The organism is Neisseria sicca, assembly GCF_017753665.1.
Taxonomy (GTDB): domain Bacteria; phylum Pseudomonadota; class Gammaproteobacteria; order Burkholderiales; family Neisseriaceae; genus Neisseria; species Neisseria flava.
This window is the reverse complement of sequence record NZ_CP072524.1, coordinates 2,201,685-2,221,195: the sequence shown is the minus strand read 5'-3', so window position 1 is coordinate 2,221,195 and position 19,511 is coordinate 2,201,685. Positions and strand designations below refer to the sequence as shown.

At 54.0% G+C, this 19,511-nt stretch carries 19 protein-coding genes and 1 other RNA gene; 11 read left to right on the top strand and 9 right to left on the bottom strand.

Annotation, left to right across the window (positions count from 1 at the left end):
- Positions 1–106: 106 nt before the first annotated feature.
- Positions 107–468, bottom strand: an RNA gene (gene rnpB / locus J7445_RS10520) — RNase P RNA component class A.
- Between the two features lie 215 nt (positions 469–683).
- Between rnpB and J7445_RS12300 the strand changes: the two genes are divergently transcribed.
- The 4 genes from J7445_RS12300 (at position 684) to J7445_RS10500 (ending at position 4,519) form a co-directional block, all read left to right on the top strand.
- On the top strand, positions 684–2,825 hold the full coding sequence (locus J7445_RS12300; protein WP_244969481.1) for a transferrin-binding protein-like solute binding protein: 2,142 nt from the start codon (positions 684–686) through the stop codon (positions 2,823–2,825).
- Positions 2,826–2,958: 133 nt separating this feature from the next.
- Positions 2,959–3,186 carry an exodeoxyribonuclease VII small subunit gene (locus tag J7445_RS10510; protein ID WP_029609485.1) on the top strand — a complete coding sequence of 76 codons (228 nt, stop codon included), beginning with the start codon at positions 2,959–2,961 and terminating at the stop codon, positions 3,184–3,186.
- Complete coding sequence (locus J7445_RS10505; protein ID WP_070656270.1) at positions 3,170–4,066, top strand: polyprenyl synthetase family protein; 897 nt, start codon at positions 3,170–3,172, stop codon at positions 4,064–4,066. Before J7445_RS10510 ends, J7445_RS10505 begins: the two co-directional genes overlap by 17 nt.
- Positions 4,067–4,102: 36 nt before the next feature.
- The gene (locus tag J7445_RS10500; RefSeq protein ID WP_070656285.1) at positions 4,103–4,519 is read left to right on the top strand and encodes a nuclear transport factor 2 family protein; all 417 of its coding nucleotides are present in this window, start codon (positions 4,103–4,105) and stop codon (positions 4,517–4,519) included.
- Between the two features lie 74 nt (positions 4,520–4,593).
- Here J7445_RS10500 and J7445_RS10495 read toward each other — a convergent pair whose 3' ends face one another.
- A complete protein-coding gene (locus J7445_RS10495) occupies positions 4,594–5,772 on the bottom strand; it encodes a phosphoglycerate kinase (RefSeq protein WP_003779993.1) in 1,179 nt (392 codons plus the stop codon).
- A gap of 604 nt (positions 5,773–6,376) precedes the next feature.
- Between J7445_RS10495 and mnmE the strand changes: the two genes are divergently transcribed.
- Together mnmE and ruvA are read left to right on the top strand one after the other, a co-directional pair.
- Complete coding sequence (mnmE, locus tag J7445_RS10490; protein WP_070656267.1) at positions 6,377–7,741, top strand: tRNA uridine-5-carboxymethylaminomethyl(34) synthesis GTPase MnmE; 1,365 nt, start codon at positions 6,377–6,379, stop codon at positions 7,739–7,741.
- 91 nt (positions 7,742–7,832) lie between these two features.
- The gene (gene ruvA, locus J7445_RS10485) at positions 7,833–8,417 is read left to right on the top strand and encodes a Holliday junction branch migration protein RuvA (RefSeq protein WP_019271203.1); all 585 of its coding nucleotides are present in this window, start codon (positions 7,833–7,835) and stop codon (positions 8,415–8,417) included.
- A gap of 406 nt (positions 8,418–8,823) precedes the next feature.
- Here ruvA and J7445_RS10480 read toward each other — a convergent pair whose 3' ends face one another.
- The gene (locus J7445_RS10480) at positions 8,824–9,498 is read right to left on the bottom strand and encodes a YdcF family protein (protein WP_070656265.1); all 675 of its coding nucleotides are present in this window, start codon (positions 9,496–9,498) and stop codon (positions 8,824–8,826) included.
- A 22-nt stretch (positions 9,499–9,520) separates the two neighbouring features.
- Positions 9,521–9,880, bottom strand: a complete 360-nt coding sequence (gene arsC, locus J7445_RS10475; RefSeq protein WP_070656262.1) for an arsenate reductase (glutaredoxin) — start codon at positions 9,878–9,880, stop codon at positions 9,521–9,523.
- Between the two features lie 189 nt (positions 9,881–10,069).
- Between arsC and J7445_RS10470 the strand changes: the two genes are divergently transcribed.
- The 4 genes from J7445_RS10470 to mutS all read left to right on the top strand — a co-directional run bounded on the left by J7445_RS10470 (position 10,070) and on the right by mutS (position 15,183).
- The gene (locus J7445_RS10470; protein WP_003775962.1) at positions 10,070–10,552 is read left to right on the top strand and encodes a TlpA disulfide reductase family protein; all 483 of its coding nucleotides are present in this window, start codon (positions 10,070–10,072) and stop codon (positions 10,550–10,552) included.
- Between the two features lie 333 nt (positions 10,553–10,885).
- Positions 10,886–11,536, top strand: a complete 651-nt coding sequence (gene ftsE / locus J7445_RS10465; RefSeq protein ID WP_003765335.1) for a cell division ATP-binding protein FtsE — start codon at positions 10,886–10,888, stop codon at positions 11,534–11,536.
- Positions 11,533–12,450, top strand: a complete 918-nt coding sequence (gene ftsX, locus J7445_RS10460) for a permease-like cell division protein FtsX (protein WP_003758748.1) — start codon at positions 11,533–11,535, stop codon at positions 12,448–12,450. The genes ftsE and ftsX overlap by 4 nt, the downstream gene beginning before the upstream one ends.
- Before the next feature lie 108 nt (positions 12,451–12,558).
- Positions 12,559–15,183: a DNA mismatch repair protein MutS gene (gene mutS, locus J7445_RS10455; protein ID WP_070656259.1), complete on the top strand. Its 2,625-nt coding sequence runs from the start codon at positions 12,559–12,561 to the stop codon at positions 15,181–15,183.
- A gap of 53 nt (positions 15,184–15,236) precedes the next feature.
- Here mutS and J7445_RS10450 read toward each other — a convergent pair whose 3' ends face one another.
- Positions 15,237–16,202 (bottom strand): IS30 family transposase, encoded by a 966-nt coding sequence (locus J7445_RS10450; protein WP_209283045.1) that lies wholly within the window; start codon positions 16,200–16,202, stop codon positions 15,237–15,239.
- A 458-nt stretch (positions 16,203–16,660) separates the two neighbouring features.
- Between J7445_RS10450 and J7445_RS10445 the strand changes: the two genes are divergently transcribed.
- Positions 16,661–17,197 (top strand): porin family protein, encoded by a 537-nt coding sequence (locus J7445_RS10445; protein WP_070655537.1) that lies wholly within the window; start codon positions 16,661–16,663, stop codon positions 17,195–17,197.
- A 297-nt stretch (positions 17,198–17,494) separates the two neighbouring features.
- Here the strand turns inward: J7445_RS10445 and J7445_RS10440 are convergent, their stop codons facing one another.
- The 4 genes from J7445_RS10440 to J7445_RS10425 form a co-directional block, all read right to left on the bottom strand.
- The gene (locus J7445_RS10440; RefSeq protein ID WP_070655535.1) at positions 17,495–18,031 is read right to left on the bottom strand and encodes a C40 family peptidase; all 537 of its coding nucleotides are present in this window, start codon (positions 18,029–18,031) and stop codon (positions 17,495–17,497) included.
- A gap of 323 nt (positions 18,032–18,354) precedes the next feature.
- Positions 18,355–18,894 (bottom strand): IS3 family transposase, encoded by a 540-nt coding sequence (locus J7445_RS10435; RefSeq protein WP_209283044.1) that lies wholly within the window; start codon positions 18,892–18,894, stop codon positions 18,355–18,357.
- Complete coding sequence (locus J7445_RS10430; protein WP_209283019.1) at positions 18,825–19,253, bottom strand: IS3 family transposase; 429 nt, start codon at positions 19,251–19,253, stop codon at positions 18,825–18,827. Before J7445_RS10430 ends, J7445_RS10435 begins: the two co-directional genes overlap by 70 nt.
- Positions 19,157–19,507: a helix-turn-helix domain-containing protein gene (locus tag J7445_RS10425; protein ID WP_244969480.1), complete on the bottom strand. Its 351-nt coding sequence runs from the start codon at positions 19,505–19,507 to the stop codon at positions 19,157–19,159. Before J7445_RS10425 ends, J7445_RS10430 begins: the two co-directional genes overlap by 97 nt.
- Positions 19,508–19,511: the final 4 nt, after the last annotated feature.

Below are 19,511 nucleotides of genomic sequence, written 5' to 3'. Positions count from 1 at the left end.
TTTTAACGTAATATCAAAAAACTGTCAAACTGATTGACCTAAAAAAGCAAAAGGTCGTCTGAAAAACAGAATTCTGTTTTCAGACGACCTTTTTCAATAATCGGGACATACAGGCCGGACGGTAAGCCGGGTTCTGTCTCGGACAGTCATTCCTCTAGGCACACCATTACTGATGCACTCCAGCAACCTACCCGAACGCTCGGCGAGCAGCGTCAATGCGTTCTGTTTGGTCTTGCTCCGGATGGGGTTTAGCCTGCTGCGCCTTGTTACCAAGTGCACGGTGCGCTCTTACCGCACCTTTTCACCCTTACCCGTGCCGCCCGAAGGCGGCCGTCGGCGGTATTGCTTTCTGTTCCACTTTCCGTCGCGTTTCCGCGCCCGGCCGTTAGCCGGCATCCTGCTCTGCGGAGCCCGGACTTTCCTCCCCGTATGCCTTACGCGATACGCGGCGACTGTCTGTCCGACCTGTATGAAACGCGGATTATAACACAATAAAAACATACCGTTTGAGTATAAAAAACGACCATTTATCACGCTTTTTGCATATTTCACACTAAAAAAATGCAAATAAAATAAACCGTTTAACTAAAAATGATACCATTCGTCGCAAAAATTATATGACATAAAAATGAAAGACGCATAGAATGATTTTCACATAACTACTTTAAATTGAGAACATTGCGATGAAAACACCTTACCCCCATATCTTATCCTGTATTGCCGTTTCGATATTAACAGCCTGTGGAGGAGGTGACGGAGGCGGTACACCGTCTGTCGCGCCAACCCCGACTTACCCGATTGTCCAACCGGGCAATATTCCGAATCCATCCGGACAAACGGAAAGAACGGCAACCTCTCCTGCCGGTAATCAAGCCGATGCAAATAATGCTTTAGAAGCATCTGAAGAAAATATTCATAAAGAAGTAGAAAATTCCGTAAATTCAACACAAACGTCGTCTGAAAACCAGAATCAAGACGTAAAAGCGGATAGCAACGACAAAGCCGAAGCTGAACGAAAAGTCGCTGAAAAAGCTGCAAAAGCCAAAGCTGAAGAAGAACGTAAAGCGGCTGAGGAAGCTGCAAAAGCTAAAGCCGAAGCTGAACGCAAAGCTACGGAAGAAGCTGCTAAAGCCAAAGCTGAAGCCGAGCGCAAAGCCGCTGAAGAGGCCGCTAAAGCTAAAGCCGAAGCGGAACGTAAAGCTGCGGAAGAGGCTGAAAAAGCTGCCAAAGCTAAAGCCGAAGCTAAACGTAAAGCGGCTGAGGAAGCTGCAAAAGCTAAAGCCGAAGCCGAGCGCAAAGCTGCGGAAGAAGCTGCTAAAGCCAAAGCTGAAGCGGAACGTAAAGCGGCAGAAGAAGCTGCCAAAGCTAAAGCCGAAGCCGAACGTAAAGCTGCTGAGGAAGCTGCCAAAGTTAAAGCTGAAGAAGAACGCAAGGCTGCTGAAGAAGCCGCTAAAGCCAAAGCTGAAGCCGAACGTAAAGCTGCGGAAGAAGCCGCTAAAGCTAAAGCCGAAGCCGAGCGTAAAGCTGCTGAAGAAGCTGCCAAAGCTAAAGCTGAAGCCGAGCGTAAAGCTGCCGAAGAGGCTGCTAAAGCTAAAGCCAAGGCTGAAGCGGAACGAAAAGCGGCAGAAGAAGCCGCCAAAGCTAAAGCCGAAGCCGAACGTAAAGCTGCTGAAGAGGCTGCAAAAGCTAAGGCAGAAGCCGAGCGCAAGGCCGCTGAAGAAGCTGCCAAAGCTAAAGCCAAGGCTGAAGCGGAACGAAAAGCGGCAGAAGAAGCAGCCAAAGCTAAGGCAGAAGCCGAGCGCAAGGCCGCTGAAGAAGCCGCCAAAGCCAAAGCTGAAGCGGAACGAAAAGCTGCGGAAGAAGCTGCCAAAGCTAAAGCCGAAGCTGAACGTAAAGCTGCTGAGGAAGCTGCCAAAGCTAAAGCTGAAGCCGAGCGCAAAGCCGCTGAAGAAGCTGACAAAGCCAAAGCTGAAGCCGAACGTAAAGCTGCCGAAGAGGCTGCTAAAGCCAAGGCTGAGGCGGAACGAAAAGCTGCGGAAGAAGCTGCAAAAGCTAAAGCCGAAGCCGAGCGCAAAGCTGCCGAAGAAGCTGCCAAAGCTAAAGCCGAAGCGGAACGTAAAGCTGCGGAAGAAGCCGCTAAAGCTGAAGCAGAGCATAAAGCCGCTGAAGAAGTTACCCCAAAAGCGGAGGTTGCTCCGGCTATGCAATCAATCGGCGGTTTTTACACCATGTTGTCGGTTGACGGTGCCGATAACAAAGTGATTAACAGAGTGGGTAATCCTGATGTCCTCGAAGTCAACGGACAAAAAATCAACCTGCTGCCACAAACATTTGACGCGGCAAACGGTATGCTGTCCTTGTCGGATAACAAAATTATCCGCGCCATCGGTACGCATCTGCAATACGGTCATTACGGTTTTTACGGAAGCAAAAAGGAAAACGGCGAGCTCAATTCATCCCTGGTGTTCTACCAAGGTCTGATGACGCCTGTTGAAGCCATGCCGCAAACCGGTTCGGCTATCTACCAAGGCAATGCGTTCTACAATGACGTATCCAACATCAACACTGTCGGCTCATCCCTGTTCAATGTTGATTTTGGTGAAAAATCGCTGACCGGCGGCGTTTATTCGGCAGAAGGACGTTTTAACCCCGTAATGCTCCAGGCCAATATCGCTGGTAACCGTTTTGTTTATGTGGACGGGACAACTAAAAACAGTATGTCGGGCATTTTCCTCGGTCCGCAGGCGGAAGAAATGGCCGGCCGCTTCGACCATCCGAGCGAAGGCAAGAGCGGTACGTTCGGCGCCGCTGTTCTGAAAGACTGATTTTTACCGCATCATCAGCTCAAAAGGTCGTCTGAAAACTTGGAAATCAGGTTTTCAGACGACCTTTTTCCGTTCCCGTCCAAGAAGCAGCCCATAAAATGCTACAATACCGCTTTGATTTTTTGCCCGCATCATCATGAAAAAAGCCCCCAAATCCTTTGAAGAAGCCCTCGCCCGCCTCGAAACCCTGACCCAGTCCATGCAAAGCAGCGAAATGCCGCTGGAAGACGCTCTGGCAGCCTATCAGGAAGGCAACGAGTTGGTCAGATACTGCCAAACCAAGCTGGCGGAAGTCGAACAAAAGCTGCAAGTATTGGACGCGGGCGAACTGAAGGAGCTGAACCTTGAACCTGGCGAATGAATTGAAAGCATGGCAGCAAAAAGCCCAAGCGCAGACCGAATTGCTGCTGGAGCGTTTCCTGCCGTCTGAAAAACAAGTGCCGCACACGCTGCACGAAGCCATGCGTTACGTTACCCTCGGCGGCGGCAAACGGCTGCGCCCGCTCTTGGTGCTCGCCGCGTCCGAATTGGGCGATGCCGACCAAAACGCCGTCGAACAAGCCATGGCGGCGATCGAAATGGTACACGTCTATTCCTTGGTTCACGACGATATGCCCGCCATGGACAACGACAGCCTGCGGCGCGGCAAACCGACCTGCCATGTGAAATATGACGAAGCCACCGCCCTCTTAGTCGGCGACGCGCTGCAAACCCAAGCCTTCGACGTATTGAGCCGTCCGACCGGACTGCCCGCCGAACGCCAAATCGCCATGTTGTCCACGCTTGCCAAAGCATCCGGCAGCCTCGGCATGGCGGGCGGACAAGCCATCGACCTTGCCAACGTCGGCAAAGCCATGAGCCAGGCGCAGTTGGAACAGATGCACAGCCTCAAAACCGGCGCCCTCATCCGCGCCGCCGTCGTATTGGGCGCGCTTGCCTGCCCCGATTTGGATTCAGACGACGTCCGCACCTTAGACAACTACGCCGCCAAACTCGGCTTGGCGTTCCAAGTCATCGACGACGTGTTGGATTGCGAAGCTGACACCGCCACCTTGGGCAAAACCGCCGGCAAAGACAGCGACAACGACAAACCGACCTACGTCAAACTGATGGGCCTGCAAGCCGCCCGCACCTATGCCGAAACCCTGACCGCCGAAGCCGCCGCCCTGCTCGAACCCTTCGGTGCAAAAGCCCTGCATTTGCGGCTCTTGGCGGAATTTGTTACTGCGCGGAAAAATTAGGGCTCCGGTAAACAACCTGACCGAAAAATGACTACCATGAACGATTTCGAACGCATTTACAACGACTGGCACGAGTTTGCCAAAAACCACGACACCGCCCGACTGATCGGTCTGTATGACGACAACGCCGTTTTCGAAAGCCCGCTCGTTCCCCTTATCATGCAGCGGCAAAGCGGCATTTTGCGCGACAAAGCCGACATCCTTGCTTTTTTAGAAGAAGGAACGCGCCGCCGACCGAATGAATTGGTACGCTGGTATCGCAACGGCACGCATTTCACGACGGGGGACACGCTGGTTTGGGAATACCCGCGCGAAACGCCCGACGGCGATCAAGTGGATATTTTGGAACTCATGCAGATTGCCGGTGGAAAAATCGTTCATCACCGCATTTACTGGGGCTGGTTCGGCACGCAGATGCTGATTCGTTCGGCACTGAACCGTGCGGCGGAATAATCCGCGAAAAGAAGAAGAGGTCGTCTGAAACCCGATTCAGGTTTTCAGACGACCTCTGTTTTACATCAAACCGCTTACGCGCCGCGTTTTTCCAAAGCGGCTACGGCGGGCAACTCTTTGCCTTCCAAGAATTCGAGGAACGCGCCGCCGCCGGTGGATATGTAGCCGATTTGGTCGGTAACGCCGAATTTGGCAATCGCCGCCAGCGTGTCGCCGCCGCCCGCAATCGAGAAGGCTTTGCTTTGGGCAATGGCTTCGGCAAGGGCTTTCGTGCCACCTGCGAACTGGTCAAACTCGAACACGCCGACCGGGCCGTTCCACACCACCGTGCCTGCGGCTTTGAGCAACTCGGCAAGCGCAGCGGCAGATTTCGGACCGATGTCCAAAATCATATCGTCTTCGGCAACGTCGGCAATGTCTTTCACGACCGCTTCGGCATCGGCGGCAAAGGCTTTGGCAACGACGACATCGGTCGGCAGCGGTACGGAGCCGCCTTTGGCCGCCATTTTCGCCATGATTTTTTTGGATTCTTCCACCAAATCATGTTCCGCCAGCGATTTGCCGATGGCTTTGCCTTCCGCCAACAGGAAGGTGTTGGCGATGCCGCCGCCGACGATGAGTTGGTCGACTTTGTCCGCCAGCGATTCGAGAATGGTCAGTTTGGTGGACACTTTGCTGCCGGCGACAATCGCAACCATCGGGCGCGCGGGCTGTTTCAGGGCTTTGCCCAAAGCGTCGAGTTCGCCCGCCATCAATACGCCGGCGCAGGCAACGGGCGCGGCTTGGGCGACGGCTTCGGTCGAGGCTTGGGCGCGGTGGGCGGTGCCGAACGCGTCGTTGACGAACACGTCGCACAAGGCGGCATAGGCTTTGCCCAGTTCCAAATCGTTTTTCTTCTCGCCCTTGTTGATGCGCACGTTTTGCAGCATGACGACATCGCCCGCGTTCAGGGCGGGTTTGTTTTCACGCCAGTCGTTCAATACTTTCACGTCTTTGCCCAACAGGCCGCCCAAGTGTGCGGCAACGGGGGCGACATCGTCTTCGGGGTGGAACTCGCCTTCGGTCGGGCGGCCCAAGTGGGTCATCACGATAACGGACGCGCCGTTGTCCAAGCAGTATTTGATGGACGCGAGCGAGGCGCGGATACGGGTGTCGTCGCTGATTTTGCCGTCTTTGAACGGCACGTTCATATCGGCGCGGATGAGGACGGTTTTGCCCTGCACGTTTTGTTCGGTCAGTTTCAGAAATGCCATGATGTATCCTTTGTGAAGGTTGGAAACGGAAATGGGAATGTTCTCAATTATCCGCGAACGGGGCGTATCGGTAAAGGCGGGATTTGCCTGCACTTGATTTGCGTCAGCGGCAGTGTCGATATAAGGTCGTCTGAAACTTTAAATCTCCTGTTTTCAGACGACTTTTTGCGATTCCGATTAATGAACATGAAATAGCTTATGATGATTGCCGAGATTAGGGATGACAAAATTCTATGACTTTAGCTTTATCGTGAAACCGACAGACAGTTGCCTGCTTTGTAATTTAAGAAGCGGGTTTTGTCCTTCCGAAATATTATTTATTCTGAATGTAATCATGATATTATCCCGTGCGGACGTCGGAAAAGCGGTGAAAATCTCGATACCGCAGCCTACTCGACAGGGTGTCCGAGAGCGTGTGCAAGTGATTTCGAGCCTTGCCCGGCGTCTGTTCCATACTTCTTTTCAGAAATTCGGCAATTTCTTTCTTGTTACCGATTCGGTACGGTAGCAAATAAATCTCGCCTGTCTCCCGTTTTCAGACGACCTTTATCATTGTGAAATCACTATATAATACCGTCCATTAAGTTCCCGATACGAGCCAGCCATGTCCGCATCCCAACCCACCATCGCCGCTATCGCCACCGCCCCCGGACGCGGCGGCGTCGGCGTTATCCGCCTTTCCGGCAAAAACCTGCTGCCTTTGGCACAAACCCTCAGCGGCGGCAAAACGCCCAAACCGCGCACCGCGCTTTACACCGACTTTCTCGGCGGCGACGGGCAGCCGATAGACAACGGCATCCTGCTCTACTTCGCCGCACCCGCCAGCTTTACCGGCGAAGACGTGATTGAATTGCAGGGGCACGGCGGTCCTGTGGTAATGGACATGCTGCTTTCGCGCTGCCTCGAACTGGGCGCGCGCATGGCGGAGCCGGGCGAATTTACCAAACGCGCCTTCCTCAACAACAAACTCGACCTTGCCCAAGCTGAAAGCGTCGCCGACCTCATCGACGCCTCCAGCAAATCCGCCGCACGCATGGCGTTGCGTTCGCTCAAAGGCGCGTTCTCCCAACACATACACGAGTTGGTGGACGACCTTATTACCCTGCGGATGTTGGTCGAAGCCACGCTCGACTTCCCCGAAGAAGACATTGACTTTCTCGAAGCCGCCGACGCGCGCGGCAAGCTCCAAGCCCTGCAAGGTCGTCTGAAAACCGTCCTTGCCAGCGCGGAACAAGGCGCGATTTTGCGCGAAGGCATGAACGTCGTCCTCGTCGGCGCACCCAACGTCGGCAAATCCAGCCTGCTCAACGCCTTGGCGGGTGACGACATCGCCATCGTAACCGACATCGCCGGCACCACCCGCGACACCGTGCGCGAACAAATCACCCTCGACGGCGTACCCGTCCACATCATCGACACCGCCGGTCTGCGCGAAACCGACGACGTGGTCGAACAAATCGGCATTGAGCGCAGCCGCAAAGCCGTCTCCGAAGCCGATGTCGCCCTGATTCTGATTGACCCGCGCGAAGGCGTGAACGCCAAAACCCAAGCCATTTTGAACAGCCTGCCCGCAGGTTTGAAAAAAATCGAAATCCACAACAAAGCCGACCTGACCGGCGAACCCGTCGCCGTCCGTTCAGACAGCCTCGCGCAAACCGGCGCAGACACCATCATCAGCCTGTCCGCCAAAACCGGCACAGGTCTCGATTTGCTCAAACACGCGCTGTTGCAGGAAGTCGGCTGGCAGGGCGAAAGCGAAAGCCTGTTCCTCGCCCGCAGCCGCCACCTCAACGCCTTGCACGAAGCCGAAGCCGAGCTGGAAAACGCCGCCCTCTGCGACAACAACCAAATCGAGCTTTTCGCCGAACACCTGCGCCTCGCCCAAAACGCGTGCAGCGAAATCACCGGCGAATTCACCGCCGACGATTTGCTGGGCGTGATTTTCTCGCGCTTCTGCATCGGCAAATAAGATTAAACCTTATCCATACGCGAAAGGTCGTCTGAAAACCAAGATTCAGGTTTCAAACGACCTTTTTACCCAACCCCTTAACGGAATCCTCATGATCAGCAGACTGACCGGCAAACTCATCGAGAAAAACCCGCCGCAAATCGTCATCGACGTCAACGGCGTCGGCTACGAAGCCGACGTATCCATGCAGACTTTCTACAACCTGCCCGCCTTGGGCGAAACCGTGCAGCTTTACACCCAGCTTGTCGTCCGCGAAGACGCGCATTTATTGTTCGGCTTTGCCACTGCCGACGAGCGGGCGACGTTCCGCCAGTTGGTCAAAGTCAGCGGCATCGGCGCGAAAACCGCGCTGGGCATACTCTCCGCCATGTCCGCCGACGAACTTGCCCGCGCGGTTGCCGACGAAGACATCAAACGCCTGTCCTCCGCGCCCGGCATCGGAAAAAAAACCGCCGAACGCATGGTTTTGGAACTGCGCGGCAAACTGGTTTCCCATGCCGCTATCGACGGACTTTTCGCCGCTGCGCCTGCCGCCGATGAAACAGACGACATTGTCAATACCCTGATTGCGTTGGGTTACAACGAACGCGAGGCAAAAGCCGCCATCAAAGGCATTCCCAAAGGTACGGAAGTTGGCGAAGGCGTGCGCTTGGCTTTGAAAAACCTGTTGAAATAGGTCGTCTGAAAACTTTGAGATTCGGGTTTTTGGAGAAACTCGTTCATACTCGTTTTCAGACGACCTTTTATTCAATCAACGCGGGTTTGGGATAACTCAAGTAGCATGGGCTTTGCCCACGAAATCCACCACTTAACCATTCAAGTCAGACAACAATCTATTTGCTTTCATCTCGTGGGTAGAACCCACGCTACGGATTGCTGCAACGGTAACTTATCCCTTCCTCCGTCCGGCGGGGGAAGGTTAGGATGGGGGTGGCTTTGTGGGTTTAGGTTAAATCAAATTCGTTCAGCTCTTAGAGCCACCCTCTCCCCAGCCCTCTCCCGCCGGACGGGAGATGGGGTAGGTTGCAGGTAAAAATTAAGGTCGTCTGAAAATTTTCAGACGACCTTAATTTTCTTCCGAACTATACTTCTTCTTTCGTTTCCCGAACGGTCAGCCAGTCCCAAAAGTTTTCGCTCCATTTGCCGATGCGGTAGAGGAAGAGGGCGTAGCTTTCTTGAAGCAGGAATTTGTTTTTTTCCTTGCTTTGGTCGAACCGCGTGGTCGGCGTGGCGGAGATGTAGGCTTCGATGTCGAGGTCGGAGGCGATTTCGAGGGCGCGGGCGAGGTGGTAGGGGTCGCTGACGATGATAATGCTTTCGATGCCTTCGGCGCGCAGTATCGGACGGATGTTGCGGATGTTTTCGTAGGTGTTGCGCGAGGTGTTTTCAAAGATGATGTTGTGCGCGGGTATGCCTTGTTTGAGGGCGTAACGCCGTCCAACTTCAGCTTCGGTCATGTAGCCTTTTTTGGATGTGCCGCCGGTGAAGACGATTTTTTCAACGCGGTGGCTTTGGTAGAGGGTGATGGCGTGGTTGATGCGTTCGCGGAAAACGGGCGAGGGTCGTTTGTCCCATGCGGCGGCACCGAGCACGAGGGCGGCATCGGCGCGGACATGACCGGGCAGGGGCTGCGAGCCGGTGTGGTACACCTGCCATGCGCCCTCGCCGAATATGCCGAGTACCAGCAGGATACTCAGGCCTATGCCGCGAAAAAGGTAGTAGCGCAAGCCGTTGCGGCTGCGGAACAGGGAAATCATGTAGGGACGACCTTCCCGCGCTTCAGTCCAACAGGGCTTCGATGTTTTCGAGCGGTCTGCCGATGGCGGCTTTGTCCTGTGTGGTCAGGATGGGGCGTTCGAGCAGGGCAGGGTGGGCGGCAATGGCTTCGAGCAGGGCTTGGTTGTCGAGGTCGGGCTTGTCCAAACCGAGTTCTTTGTACAAGTCGTCTTTGACGCGCATCATGCCGCGTACGGACTCCAAGCCCAGCTTGGCGAAGATGTCTTGCAGTGCCGCCAAATCAGGCGGGGTGTCGAGGTATTTGACGACTTCGGCTTTGATGCCGCGCGCTTCGAGCAGGTCGAAAGCGGCGCGCGATTTGCTGCAACGGGGATTGTGGTAGAGCGTGAATTCAGACGACATAGCGTTCTCCGATGTTTTAGATTTTGCTGATGGGCTTTATTATCGGCTGCATTGGAGATTTCCTCAACTTATCCCGCCGATAATCTTCATTTTCGACCGCTAAAATCCAACATCTTCATTTTCTCCATAGACAGCACGCTGAAAGGGGTTACAATGCCATCAATCTGATTGATGCAAAGGATGGAACTTATGAAAAAATTATTGCTTGCCTCTGTTTTGATGACTGCAGCTCTGTCTGCCCCTGCGTTTGCCGCCGATCCGCTGGCAGGCTGGAACGACAACAAACCGCAAAGCCTGCAATCGCTCAAAGCCCCCGTGCGCGTGGTGAACCTGTGGGCGACCTGGTGCGGTCCGTGCCGTAAGGAAATGCCCGCCATGTCCGCTTGGTACAAAGCGCAGAAAAAAGGCAGCGTCGATATGGTCGGTATCGCGTTGGATACTTCCGACAACATCGGCAAATTCCTGAAACAAACCCCCGTCAGCTATCATGTTTGGCGCTATACCGGCGCGGATAGCCGCAATTTCATGAAGTCTTACGGCAACAACGTCGGCGTATTGCCGTTCACCGTCGTCGAAGCTCCGAAGTGCGGCTACAAACAAACCATCACTGGCGAAGTCAACGAAAAAAGCCTGACCGCCGCCGTCAATGCGGCTAAAGAGAAATGTAAATAAGTCGGGCTGAAACCGATGTGGAAGGTCGTCTGAAAACGGATACGGCGGGTTTGATTGAAACGCCGAAATCCTTTTCAGACGACTTTTCGACATGTGGATAAGTATTTAAGCATTTTGCAAACGCGACAATCACACCTGTAATATTGTGTTGTAAAGCCGTCAGTCCGACGCTTTGCCTGCTGCCGTCCATATCCGGGCAAACTATCAAAAAAACGCCGAAATCTTTATAATTCGGCACATATCCTATTTTTCAGACGACCTATCTCCGATAGCGCATCCTTTTGTGGATTAACTGTGGATAAGTTTGTCCTGACCCCTTTCTAGGAATACCTTATGATCCGTTTCGAACAAGTTTCCAAAACCTATCCCGGCGGTTTTGAAGCCCTGAAAAACGTCAGCTTCCAAATCAAAAAAGGCGAAATGATATTTATCGCCGGCCACTCCGGCTCCGGCAAGTCCACCATCCTCAAGCTGATTTCCGGTATTACCAAACCCAGCAAAGGCAAAGTGTGGTTCAACAACCAAGACTTGGGCGAATTGAGCGACAACCAAATCGGCTTCATGCGCCAACATATCGGCATCGTGTTCCAAGACCACAAAATCCTCTATGACCGCAACGTCCTGCAAAACGTCATCCTGCCGCTGCGGATTATCGGTTATCAGCCGCGTAAAGCCGAAGAGCGCGCCCGCATCGCCATTGAAAAAGTCGGCTTGAAAGGTCGTGAATTGGACGATCCCGTAACCCTCTCAGGCGGCGAACAGCAACGCCTGTGTATCGCCCGCGCCGTTGTCCACCAACCCAGCCTCCTGATTGCCGATGAACCCTCCGCCAACCTCGACCGCGCCTACGCGCTCGACATCATGGAATTGTTCAAAACCTTCCACGAAGCAGGAACCACCGTCATCGTCGCCGCCCATGACGAAACCCTCATGGCAGACTACGGCCACCGCATCCTGCGCCTCTCGAAAGGACGACTCGCATGAGCATCATCCACTACGTCTCGCTGCACGTCGAATCCGCGCGTACTGCGCTCAAACAACTCCTGCGCCAACCCGTCGGCACGCTGCTCACCCTCCTGATGCTCGCCGTCGCCATGACCCTGCCGCTTTTCATGTATTTGGCCATCCAAAGCGGACAAAGCGTGTTAGGCAAGCTCAACGAGTCGCCGCAAATCACGCTCTATATGGAAACCGACGCTTCCAAAGCCGACAGCGATACCGTCCGCAACCTGTTGGAACGCGATGCCCGCCTCAACAAAATCCGTTTCATCAGCAAGCAGGAAGGCTTGGAAGAGCTACAATCCAACCTCGACCAAAACCTTGTTTCCATGCTCGACGGCAACCCCTTGCCCGACGCATTTATCGTAACGCCCGATCCCGCTACACCGCCCGCACAAATGCAGGCGATTTATCAGGATATGGTCAAGCTGCCCATGGTCGAATCCGCCACCATGGATACTGAGTGGGTGCAAACGCTGTATCAAATCAACGAGTTCATCCGCAAAATTTTATGGTTTCTGTCACTGACGCTGGGTATGGCGTTCGTCCTTGTCGCGCACAACACCATCCGTCTGCAAATCCTGAGCCGCAAAGAAGAAATCGAAATCACCAAGCTGCTCGGTGCGCCCGCATCGTTTATCCGCCGTCCTTTCCTTTACCAAGCCATGTGGCAGAGCATCTTTTCTGCCGCTGTCAGCTTGGGACTGTGCGGCTGGTTGCTTTCCGCTGTGCGTCCGTTGGTCGATGCCATCTTCAAACCCTACGGACTCAATATCGGCTGGCGTTTCTTCCATTTCAGCGAAGTTTCACTGGTGTTCGGCTTCGTCATCGCCCTAGGCGTCTTCGGCGCATGGCTTGCCACCACGCAACATCTGTTGGGCTTTAGAGCCAAGAAATAAAATCATTGGATTGAAGTAAAGGCAAAAGGTCGTCTGAAAACCTTGTTTTAGGGTTTCAGACGGCCTTTTGCTACAATAAAGGTCTTCTGTTTGATTAAGGCACATCCCATGAGCAAATCCGCCGTTTCCCCGATGATGCAGCAGTATCTCGCCATCAAATCGCAGCACGCCGACAAGCTGGTGTTTTACCGCATGGGCGATTTTTACGAGCTGTTTTTGGATGACGCGGTGGAAGCGGCGAAGCTGTTGGACATTACCCTGACCACCCGCGGGCAGATGGACGGCGTGCCGATTAAGATGGCGGGCGTGCCGTTTCACGCGGCGGAGCAGTATCTGGCTCGACTGGTGAAGATGGGCAAAAGCGTGGCGGTGTGCGAGCAGGTGGGCGAAGTCGGCGCGGGCAAAGGGCCGGTGGAGCGCAAAGTCGTGCGCATCGTTACACCCGGCACGCTGACCGACGCGGCGTTTTTGGAAGACAAGGAAACCAACCGCATCGCAGCGGTGAACGCGGATAAAAAACACATCGCCATCGCGTGGGCATCTTTGCAAAGCGGCGAATTCAAAACCAAGCTGACGACGGCGGACAAACTCGCCGACGAGCTGGCGCGTTTGCAGGCGGCGGAAATCCTGTTGCCCGAAGGCAAAAGCCTGCCTGACGGTTTTCAGGCAACCTCTGCCAACATCACGCGCCTGAACTCATGGCAGTTTGCCGCCGACGCGGGCGCGAAATTGTTGACCGAATACTTCGGCTGCCAAGACCTGCACGGCTTCGGTTTGGACGGCAAGGAACACGAAGCCGCCGTCGGCGCAGCGGGCGCGCTGTTGAACTACATCCGCCTGACGCAAAACCTGATGCCGCAACACTTAGACGGCATTTCGCTCGAAACCGACAGCCAATATATCGGCATGGACGCCGCTACGCGCCGCAATCTCGAAATCACGCAAACCCTCTCCGGTAAGAAATCGCCGACCCTGTTTTCCATACTCGACGGCTGCGCCACCCACATGGGCAGCCGCCTCTTGGCACTCTGGCTGCACCACCCCTTACGCAGCCGCACCCACATCCGCGCCCGCCAAGAAGCCGTTGCCGCGCTGGGTTCGCAATACGAAACCCTGCAAGGTCGTCTGAAAAACATCGCAGACATCGAACGCATCGCCGCCCGCATCGCCGTCGGCAACGCCCGCCCGCGCGACCTCGCCGCCCTGCGCGACAGCCTGTTTGCTCTATCCGAAATCGAATTGTCCGCCGAGGGCAGCAGCCTGTTGGAAACCCTCAAAGCCGTTTTCCCCGAAACCCTGCCCGTCGCCGAAACCCTTAAAGCCGCCGTGATGCCCGAACCCGCCGTCTGGCTCAAAGACGGCGGTGTCATCAACCAAGGCTATTGCGCAGAACTCGACGAGTTGCGCCACATCCAAAACCACGGCGACGAATTCCTGCTCGACCTCGAAGCGCGCGAACGCGAACGCACCGGCCTCTCCACCCTCAAAGTCGAGTTCAACCGCGTCCACGGCTTCTACATCGAGCTATCCAAAGTCCAGGCCGAACAAGCCCCCGCCGACTACCAACGCCGCCAGACCCTGAAAAACGCCGAACGCTTCATCACCCCCGAACTCAAAACCTTCGAAGACAAAGTCCTGACCGCACAAGAGCAAGCATTGGCATTGGAAAAACGCCTGTTTGAAGCCCTCCTCAAAGACATTCAGACGACCCTTCCCCAGCTTCAAAAAGCCGCCAAAGCCGCCGCCGCCCTCGACGTACTCTCCACCTTCGCCGCCACCGCCGCCGAACGCGGCTTCGTCTGCCCCGAGTTCGCCGACTACCCCGTCATCCATATCGAAAACGGCCGCCATCCCGTCGTCGAGCAACAAGTGCGCCACTTCACCGCCAACCACACCCGCCTCGACCACAAACACCGCCTCATGCTCCTGACCGGCCCCAACATGGGCGGCAAATCCACCTACATGCGCCAAGTCGCCCACATCGTCCTCATGGCACACACCGGCAGCTTCGTCCCCGCCGATGCCGCCCAAATCGGGCCCATCGACCAAATCTTCACCCGCATCGGCGCCTCCGACGACCTCGCCTCCAACCGCTCCACCTTCATGGTCGAAATGAGCGAAACCTCCTACATCCTCCACCACGCCACCGACCAATCCCTCGTCCTCATGGACGAAGTCGGACGCGGCACCTCCACCTTCGACGGCCTCGCCCTCGCGCACGCCATCGCCGAACACCTGCTGCAAAAAAACAAATCCTTCAGCCTCTTCGCCACCCACTATTTCGAGCTGACCAAGCTGCCCGAAGCCCACGCAACGGCAGTCAACATGCACCTCTCCGCACTCGAACAAGGACAAGACATCGTCTTCCTCCACCACATCGAACCCGGCCCCGCCAGCAAAAGCTACGGCATCGCCGTCGCCAAACTCGCCGGCCTGCCCAACCGCGCCCTCAAAGCTGCCCAAAAACATCTGGACGAACTCGAAGCCCAAGCCGCCGCCGTCCGCCCGCAGTTGGACATCTTCAGTACCTTGTCGTCTGAAAACGAATACAGCGGGTTTAGCCAAGACGAAACAGCGGACACTGAAGCCCAAACTGCCGCAAACCAAGAAACCAACCCCGCCCACAACGCACTCGCCGAAGCCCTAAACCAAATCCGCCCCGACGACCTCACCCCCCGCGAAGCTCTAGACGCACTGTATCGCCTTAAGCAGATTGCCGAAGGCGGGGAGTAAGCGCGTTGGTTTATATAAAACAAGGACTTTGGATTCGGATTTCAAGTGCAACACTAGTGTATCAGTGGTTTGAACAGATTCAAGAATAAAACACTTGGCGTTTCGTAGCCAAGTGTTTTTCTTGGCCGGTGGTTCAACTCATCTTGAACCCTGCGTATCTCCCGATTGCTGATGTTTCGGAAATCGGTTTGTTTGGGGAAATATTGGCGGATGAGTCCGTTGGTGTTCTCATTCAGCCCTTTCTCCCAAGAATGGTAGGGGCGGCAAAAATAGGTTTTCGCCTTCAATGCTTCGGCTATTTTGGTGTGTTGATAGAACTCTTTGCCGTTATCCATAGTGATGGTGTGCACTCTGGCTTTATGTGCCTTTAATGCCCTAACGGCTGCCAGAGCAGTGTCTTCGGCTTTGAGGCTATCCAATTTGCAGACGATGGTGTAGCGGGTAACGCGTTCGACCAAGGTCAGTAATGCGCTTTTCTGTCCTTTGCCGACGATGGTGTCGGCTTCCCAATCGCCGATGCGGGTTTTCTGGTCGACGATAGCGGGTCGGTTTTCTATGCCGACACGATTGGGCACTTTGCCTCTGGTCCATGTGCTGCCGTAGCGTTTGCGGTAGGGTTTGCTGCATATTCTGAGATGTTGCCACAAGGTGCCGCCGTTGCTTTTGTCTTGGCGAAGGTAGCGGTAAATGGTGCTGTGGTGGAGCGTGATTTGGTGGTGTTTGCGCAGGTAGGCGCATACTTGTTCAGGACTGAGTTTGCGGCGGATAAGGGTGTCGATGTGTTGAATCCGCTGCGAATCGAGCTTATAGAGTTGTCGCTTACGCTGTTTGATAGTCTGGCTTTGCCGCTGGGCTTTTTCGGCGCTGTATTGTTGCCCTTGTAAGCAGTGCCGCTTGATTTCTCGGCTGATGGTGCTTTTGTGGCGGTTAAGCTGTTTGGCGATTTCGGCGATGGTGCAGTGGCGGGACAGGTATTGGATGTGGCATCGTTCGTCTTGGGTCAGTTGCGTGTAGCTCATGGCAATCTTTCTTGCAGGAAAGGCCGTATGCTACCGCATACTGGCCTTTTTCTGTTAGGGAAAGTTGCACTTCAAATGCGAATCCGCCGCCGTCTGAAAATTTTCAGACGTCCTTTCCCACCCTTATGGCAATAAAACCACACCAACCAATGTAAACCGTCATCTAAGCCTTTATCATTTTTTCTACACTCCACCGCCACTGCCAAACACCCCTCTCTCCACACAGCAAGCCCCATAAATCTTCATATTTTTCATCGCACTTTACGCAAATTATAAATCGCGCACCTCGACACTTCGGTCGATACAAATTTAGCCGTTTCAATGAATTACAAACGTTAAGTACTTGAGAAAATGGGTAACGCCTCGGCAAAGGCGGTTGCAGGACATCTGCAAGCATCCGATACTGGATTCGTCGGAAGCAGAACAAGCTTCCTGTTTATCCGTGAAGGAGCATTATCATGAAAAAAACCTTACTGACTGTTTTATTGGCTACCGCTTCCGCTATTACTTTCGCTGACGGTTCATTTACCGGCGCAGGCTTGGAAGTCGGCGCGGGCGCAACCAAAAGTGATGTCCGCAATGTCAATCTGAACGAAAAAACCAAAGGCGACGTCGCCGTACGCGGCAGCTACAACACACAATTCGGACAAACCAACTGGATTGGCGGCGTTGAAGCCGGCGTCAAACCGCTGCACCGTAAAATTGCGGGCAATGCAAAACAAAAAGTCGATGCCAACGTTTCCTACGTCCAAGGCTACCGCCTGACCGACAATGCGCTGGCTTACGGTAAGGTCGGCTACCACTACGGCCGCTTCGACAATCTGGGCGCGAAACGCAGCAATATGAACGGTCTCGGCTACGGTGTGGGCGCGAAATACGCCGTTACGCCGAATGTCGAAGTCGGTGCCGAATGGGAGCAAACCCGTTATAAAAAAGACGATTTGAAAGTCCACAACAACAGCTACATGGCTACTGTCGGCTACCGCTTCAAATAATCTTTTTTAAACAGACAAAGGTCGTCTGAAACCCAAATTTTGGTTTCAGACGACCTTTTTTATCAGCATTTCCGATTTGGATTGACTATCTAGCCGACTTCTCAGTTCATCATTCGTGTACAGGAATGATGATATAGTGGATTAACAAAAATCAGGACAAGGCGACGAAGCCGCAGACAGTACAATTAGTACGGCAAGGCGAGGCAACGCCGTACTGGTTTAAATTTAATCCACTATAATAAATATCGTATCAAAAACCAAACGAATCGTTATACCGATTGCTGATTTGCTGTTTTTTCAGTCGGTAAAGAAAGTATGCGCGCCCAGATAATTCTTCGCGTAAAACGGGCTGGAGAGTTTTTCGGTTTTAATGGTTTTGCCGCTGCTTGGCGCATGGATGAATTCACCATTGCCGATGTATAGGCCGACATGCGAGTATTTGTTCGCACCGCCTGTGTTGAAGAAAACGAGGTCGCCTGCCTTGAGGCGGCTTTCGGGGATTTTACGGCTGGCTGCCGCCATATCGCGGGCGGTTCGCGGTAGGCTGACGCCGAGGGCGTTTTTATAGACGAATTGAATCATGCCGCTGCAATCAAAACCGGTGGAAGTAGTGCTGCCGCCCCATTTGTACGGCGTACCGATAAGGCCCATGCTGTGCAACATCAGCTCTTGCGAACCTTGGGTGTGGTCGATATTGCTGATGCGGACGGGTTGGACTTTTCGGGCAGTAGCGTGGGGTTTGGCCGTCGGACGGTGTTTGCCTGTTGAGAAGCCGCATGAGGCAAGAAAAGGGATTAGGGAGGCTGTCAGGATAGTTTGAAATATGTGTTTCATGATGGTTAACCTTTATGAGTAACACTGATTGTCGCCTTTTTAAGGTCGTCTGAAACCTGAATTTTGGGCTTCAGACGACTGTTGTTTATGCAATGAAAGCTGGCTTGGGAAAACTCAAGTAACATGGGCTTTGCCTGCGAACTTGCCGTCTGCCAATCTAAATCCGTTAGCTGTACCTGTTATTTATATCGTGGGTAAAACCCACACTACGGGTGGCTGTAAGACAGCTTGTCCCTTCCCCCGACTGGTTGGGGAAGGTTAGGATGCGGGTGGCTTTGTGGGTTGAACTGGCCCCCAAATCTTGGACACTCATAAAAGCCTATTCAGGCGCTCTGTGCAAGCTGGGTTCTGTATGCGACAGGACTCAGCTTTTTCAATTTCAAACTGCAACGTTCCCAGTTGTAGTAATCCATATAGTCATCTATCTGTTTCATCAATTCGTCCACCGTCAATTCTCCTGCGTTATAGAAACACTCCGTCTTCAACACCGCAAAGAAGCTCTCCATCGGCGCATTGTCCCAACAGTTCGCCTTACGCGACATGCTTTGAACCATGGAATGCTCCGCAAGCAATTCCCTATACCCCGCCGTACGGTACAGCACACCCTGGTCGGAATGCAGCATCGTTCCTTTCTTATCAGTCAGACCGGGTGCGGCCTTTTCGAGCATTTCCTTCACCATTTCGCTGTTAGCATTGCGGCTCATGGCGTAGGCGACGATCTCGCGGTTGAACAGGTCCAAGATTGGTGAGAGGTACAGTTTGCCGTCCTTTCCTTTGAGTTCGGTCACGTCGGTCAGCCATTTTTCGTTGGGCTTTCGGGCTTTGAACCGGCGTTTGAGGAGGTGTTCCGATATTTCGCCCATGGCGGGATGGCGGTAGGCTTTTTCGCCCGTATAAGGGCTTTCAGCCCCAACTGCTTCATCAACCTCGCTGCTTTTTTGCGGTTCCAATCCAATGCTGCGGCAATGCGCCTTTGCCCGTAGCGTCCTTTATGCCGTTCGTAGATTTCGGCGATAAGGGCTTTGTCGGCTGCATCGGGGTCGGGCCGGTCTTGGTGATGGTAGTAAAAGCTGCTTTTGGGCAGGTTTGCGATGTGCAGCAGGTATTTGAGCGGGTGTTGCGCCCTCAGTGCTTGGACGGTTTGGCTTTGTCCTTTGCGGTCTGCTTTTGGCTGAGGGCTTTCAACTCCTTTAGGTAGGCGACCTTTGCGCGCATATAGCACAACTCTTCGATAAGCTCTGCCTGTGTTTTTTCTTGGTCGGGTTTATCTGCGATGAAGGGGTTTTTGCGGTGTTGGGGCATGGTTTTGGATTGGGGATGTTCGAGTGCGCCGATACCGCCTTCTTGATAAGCGCGTATCCATCGCCGCAGGTGGGTTCGGGAAATGCCGTAGTGGTCTGCGGTACGCTGTTGGCTGCGTATATGCAGGTAGTGGAGTACGGCTTGGTATTTGAAGTGTAATGTATATTTGCTCATAAAA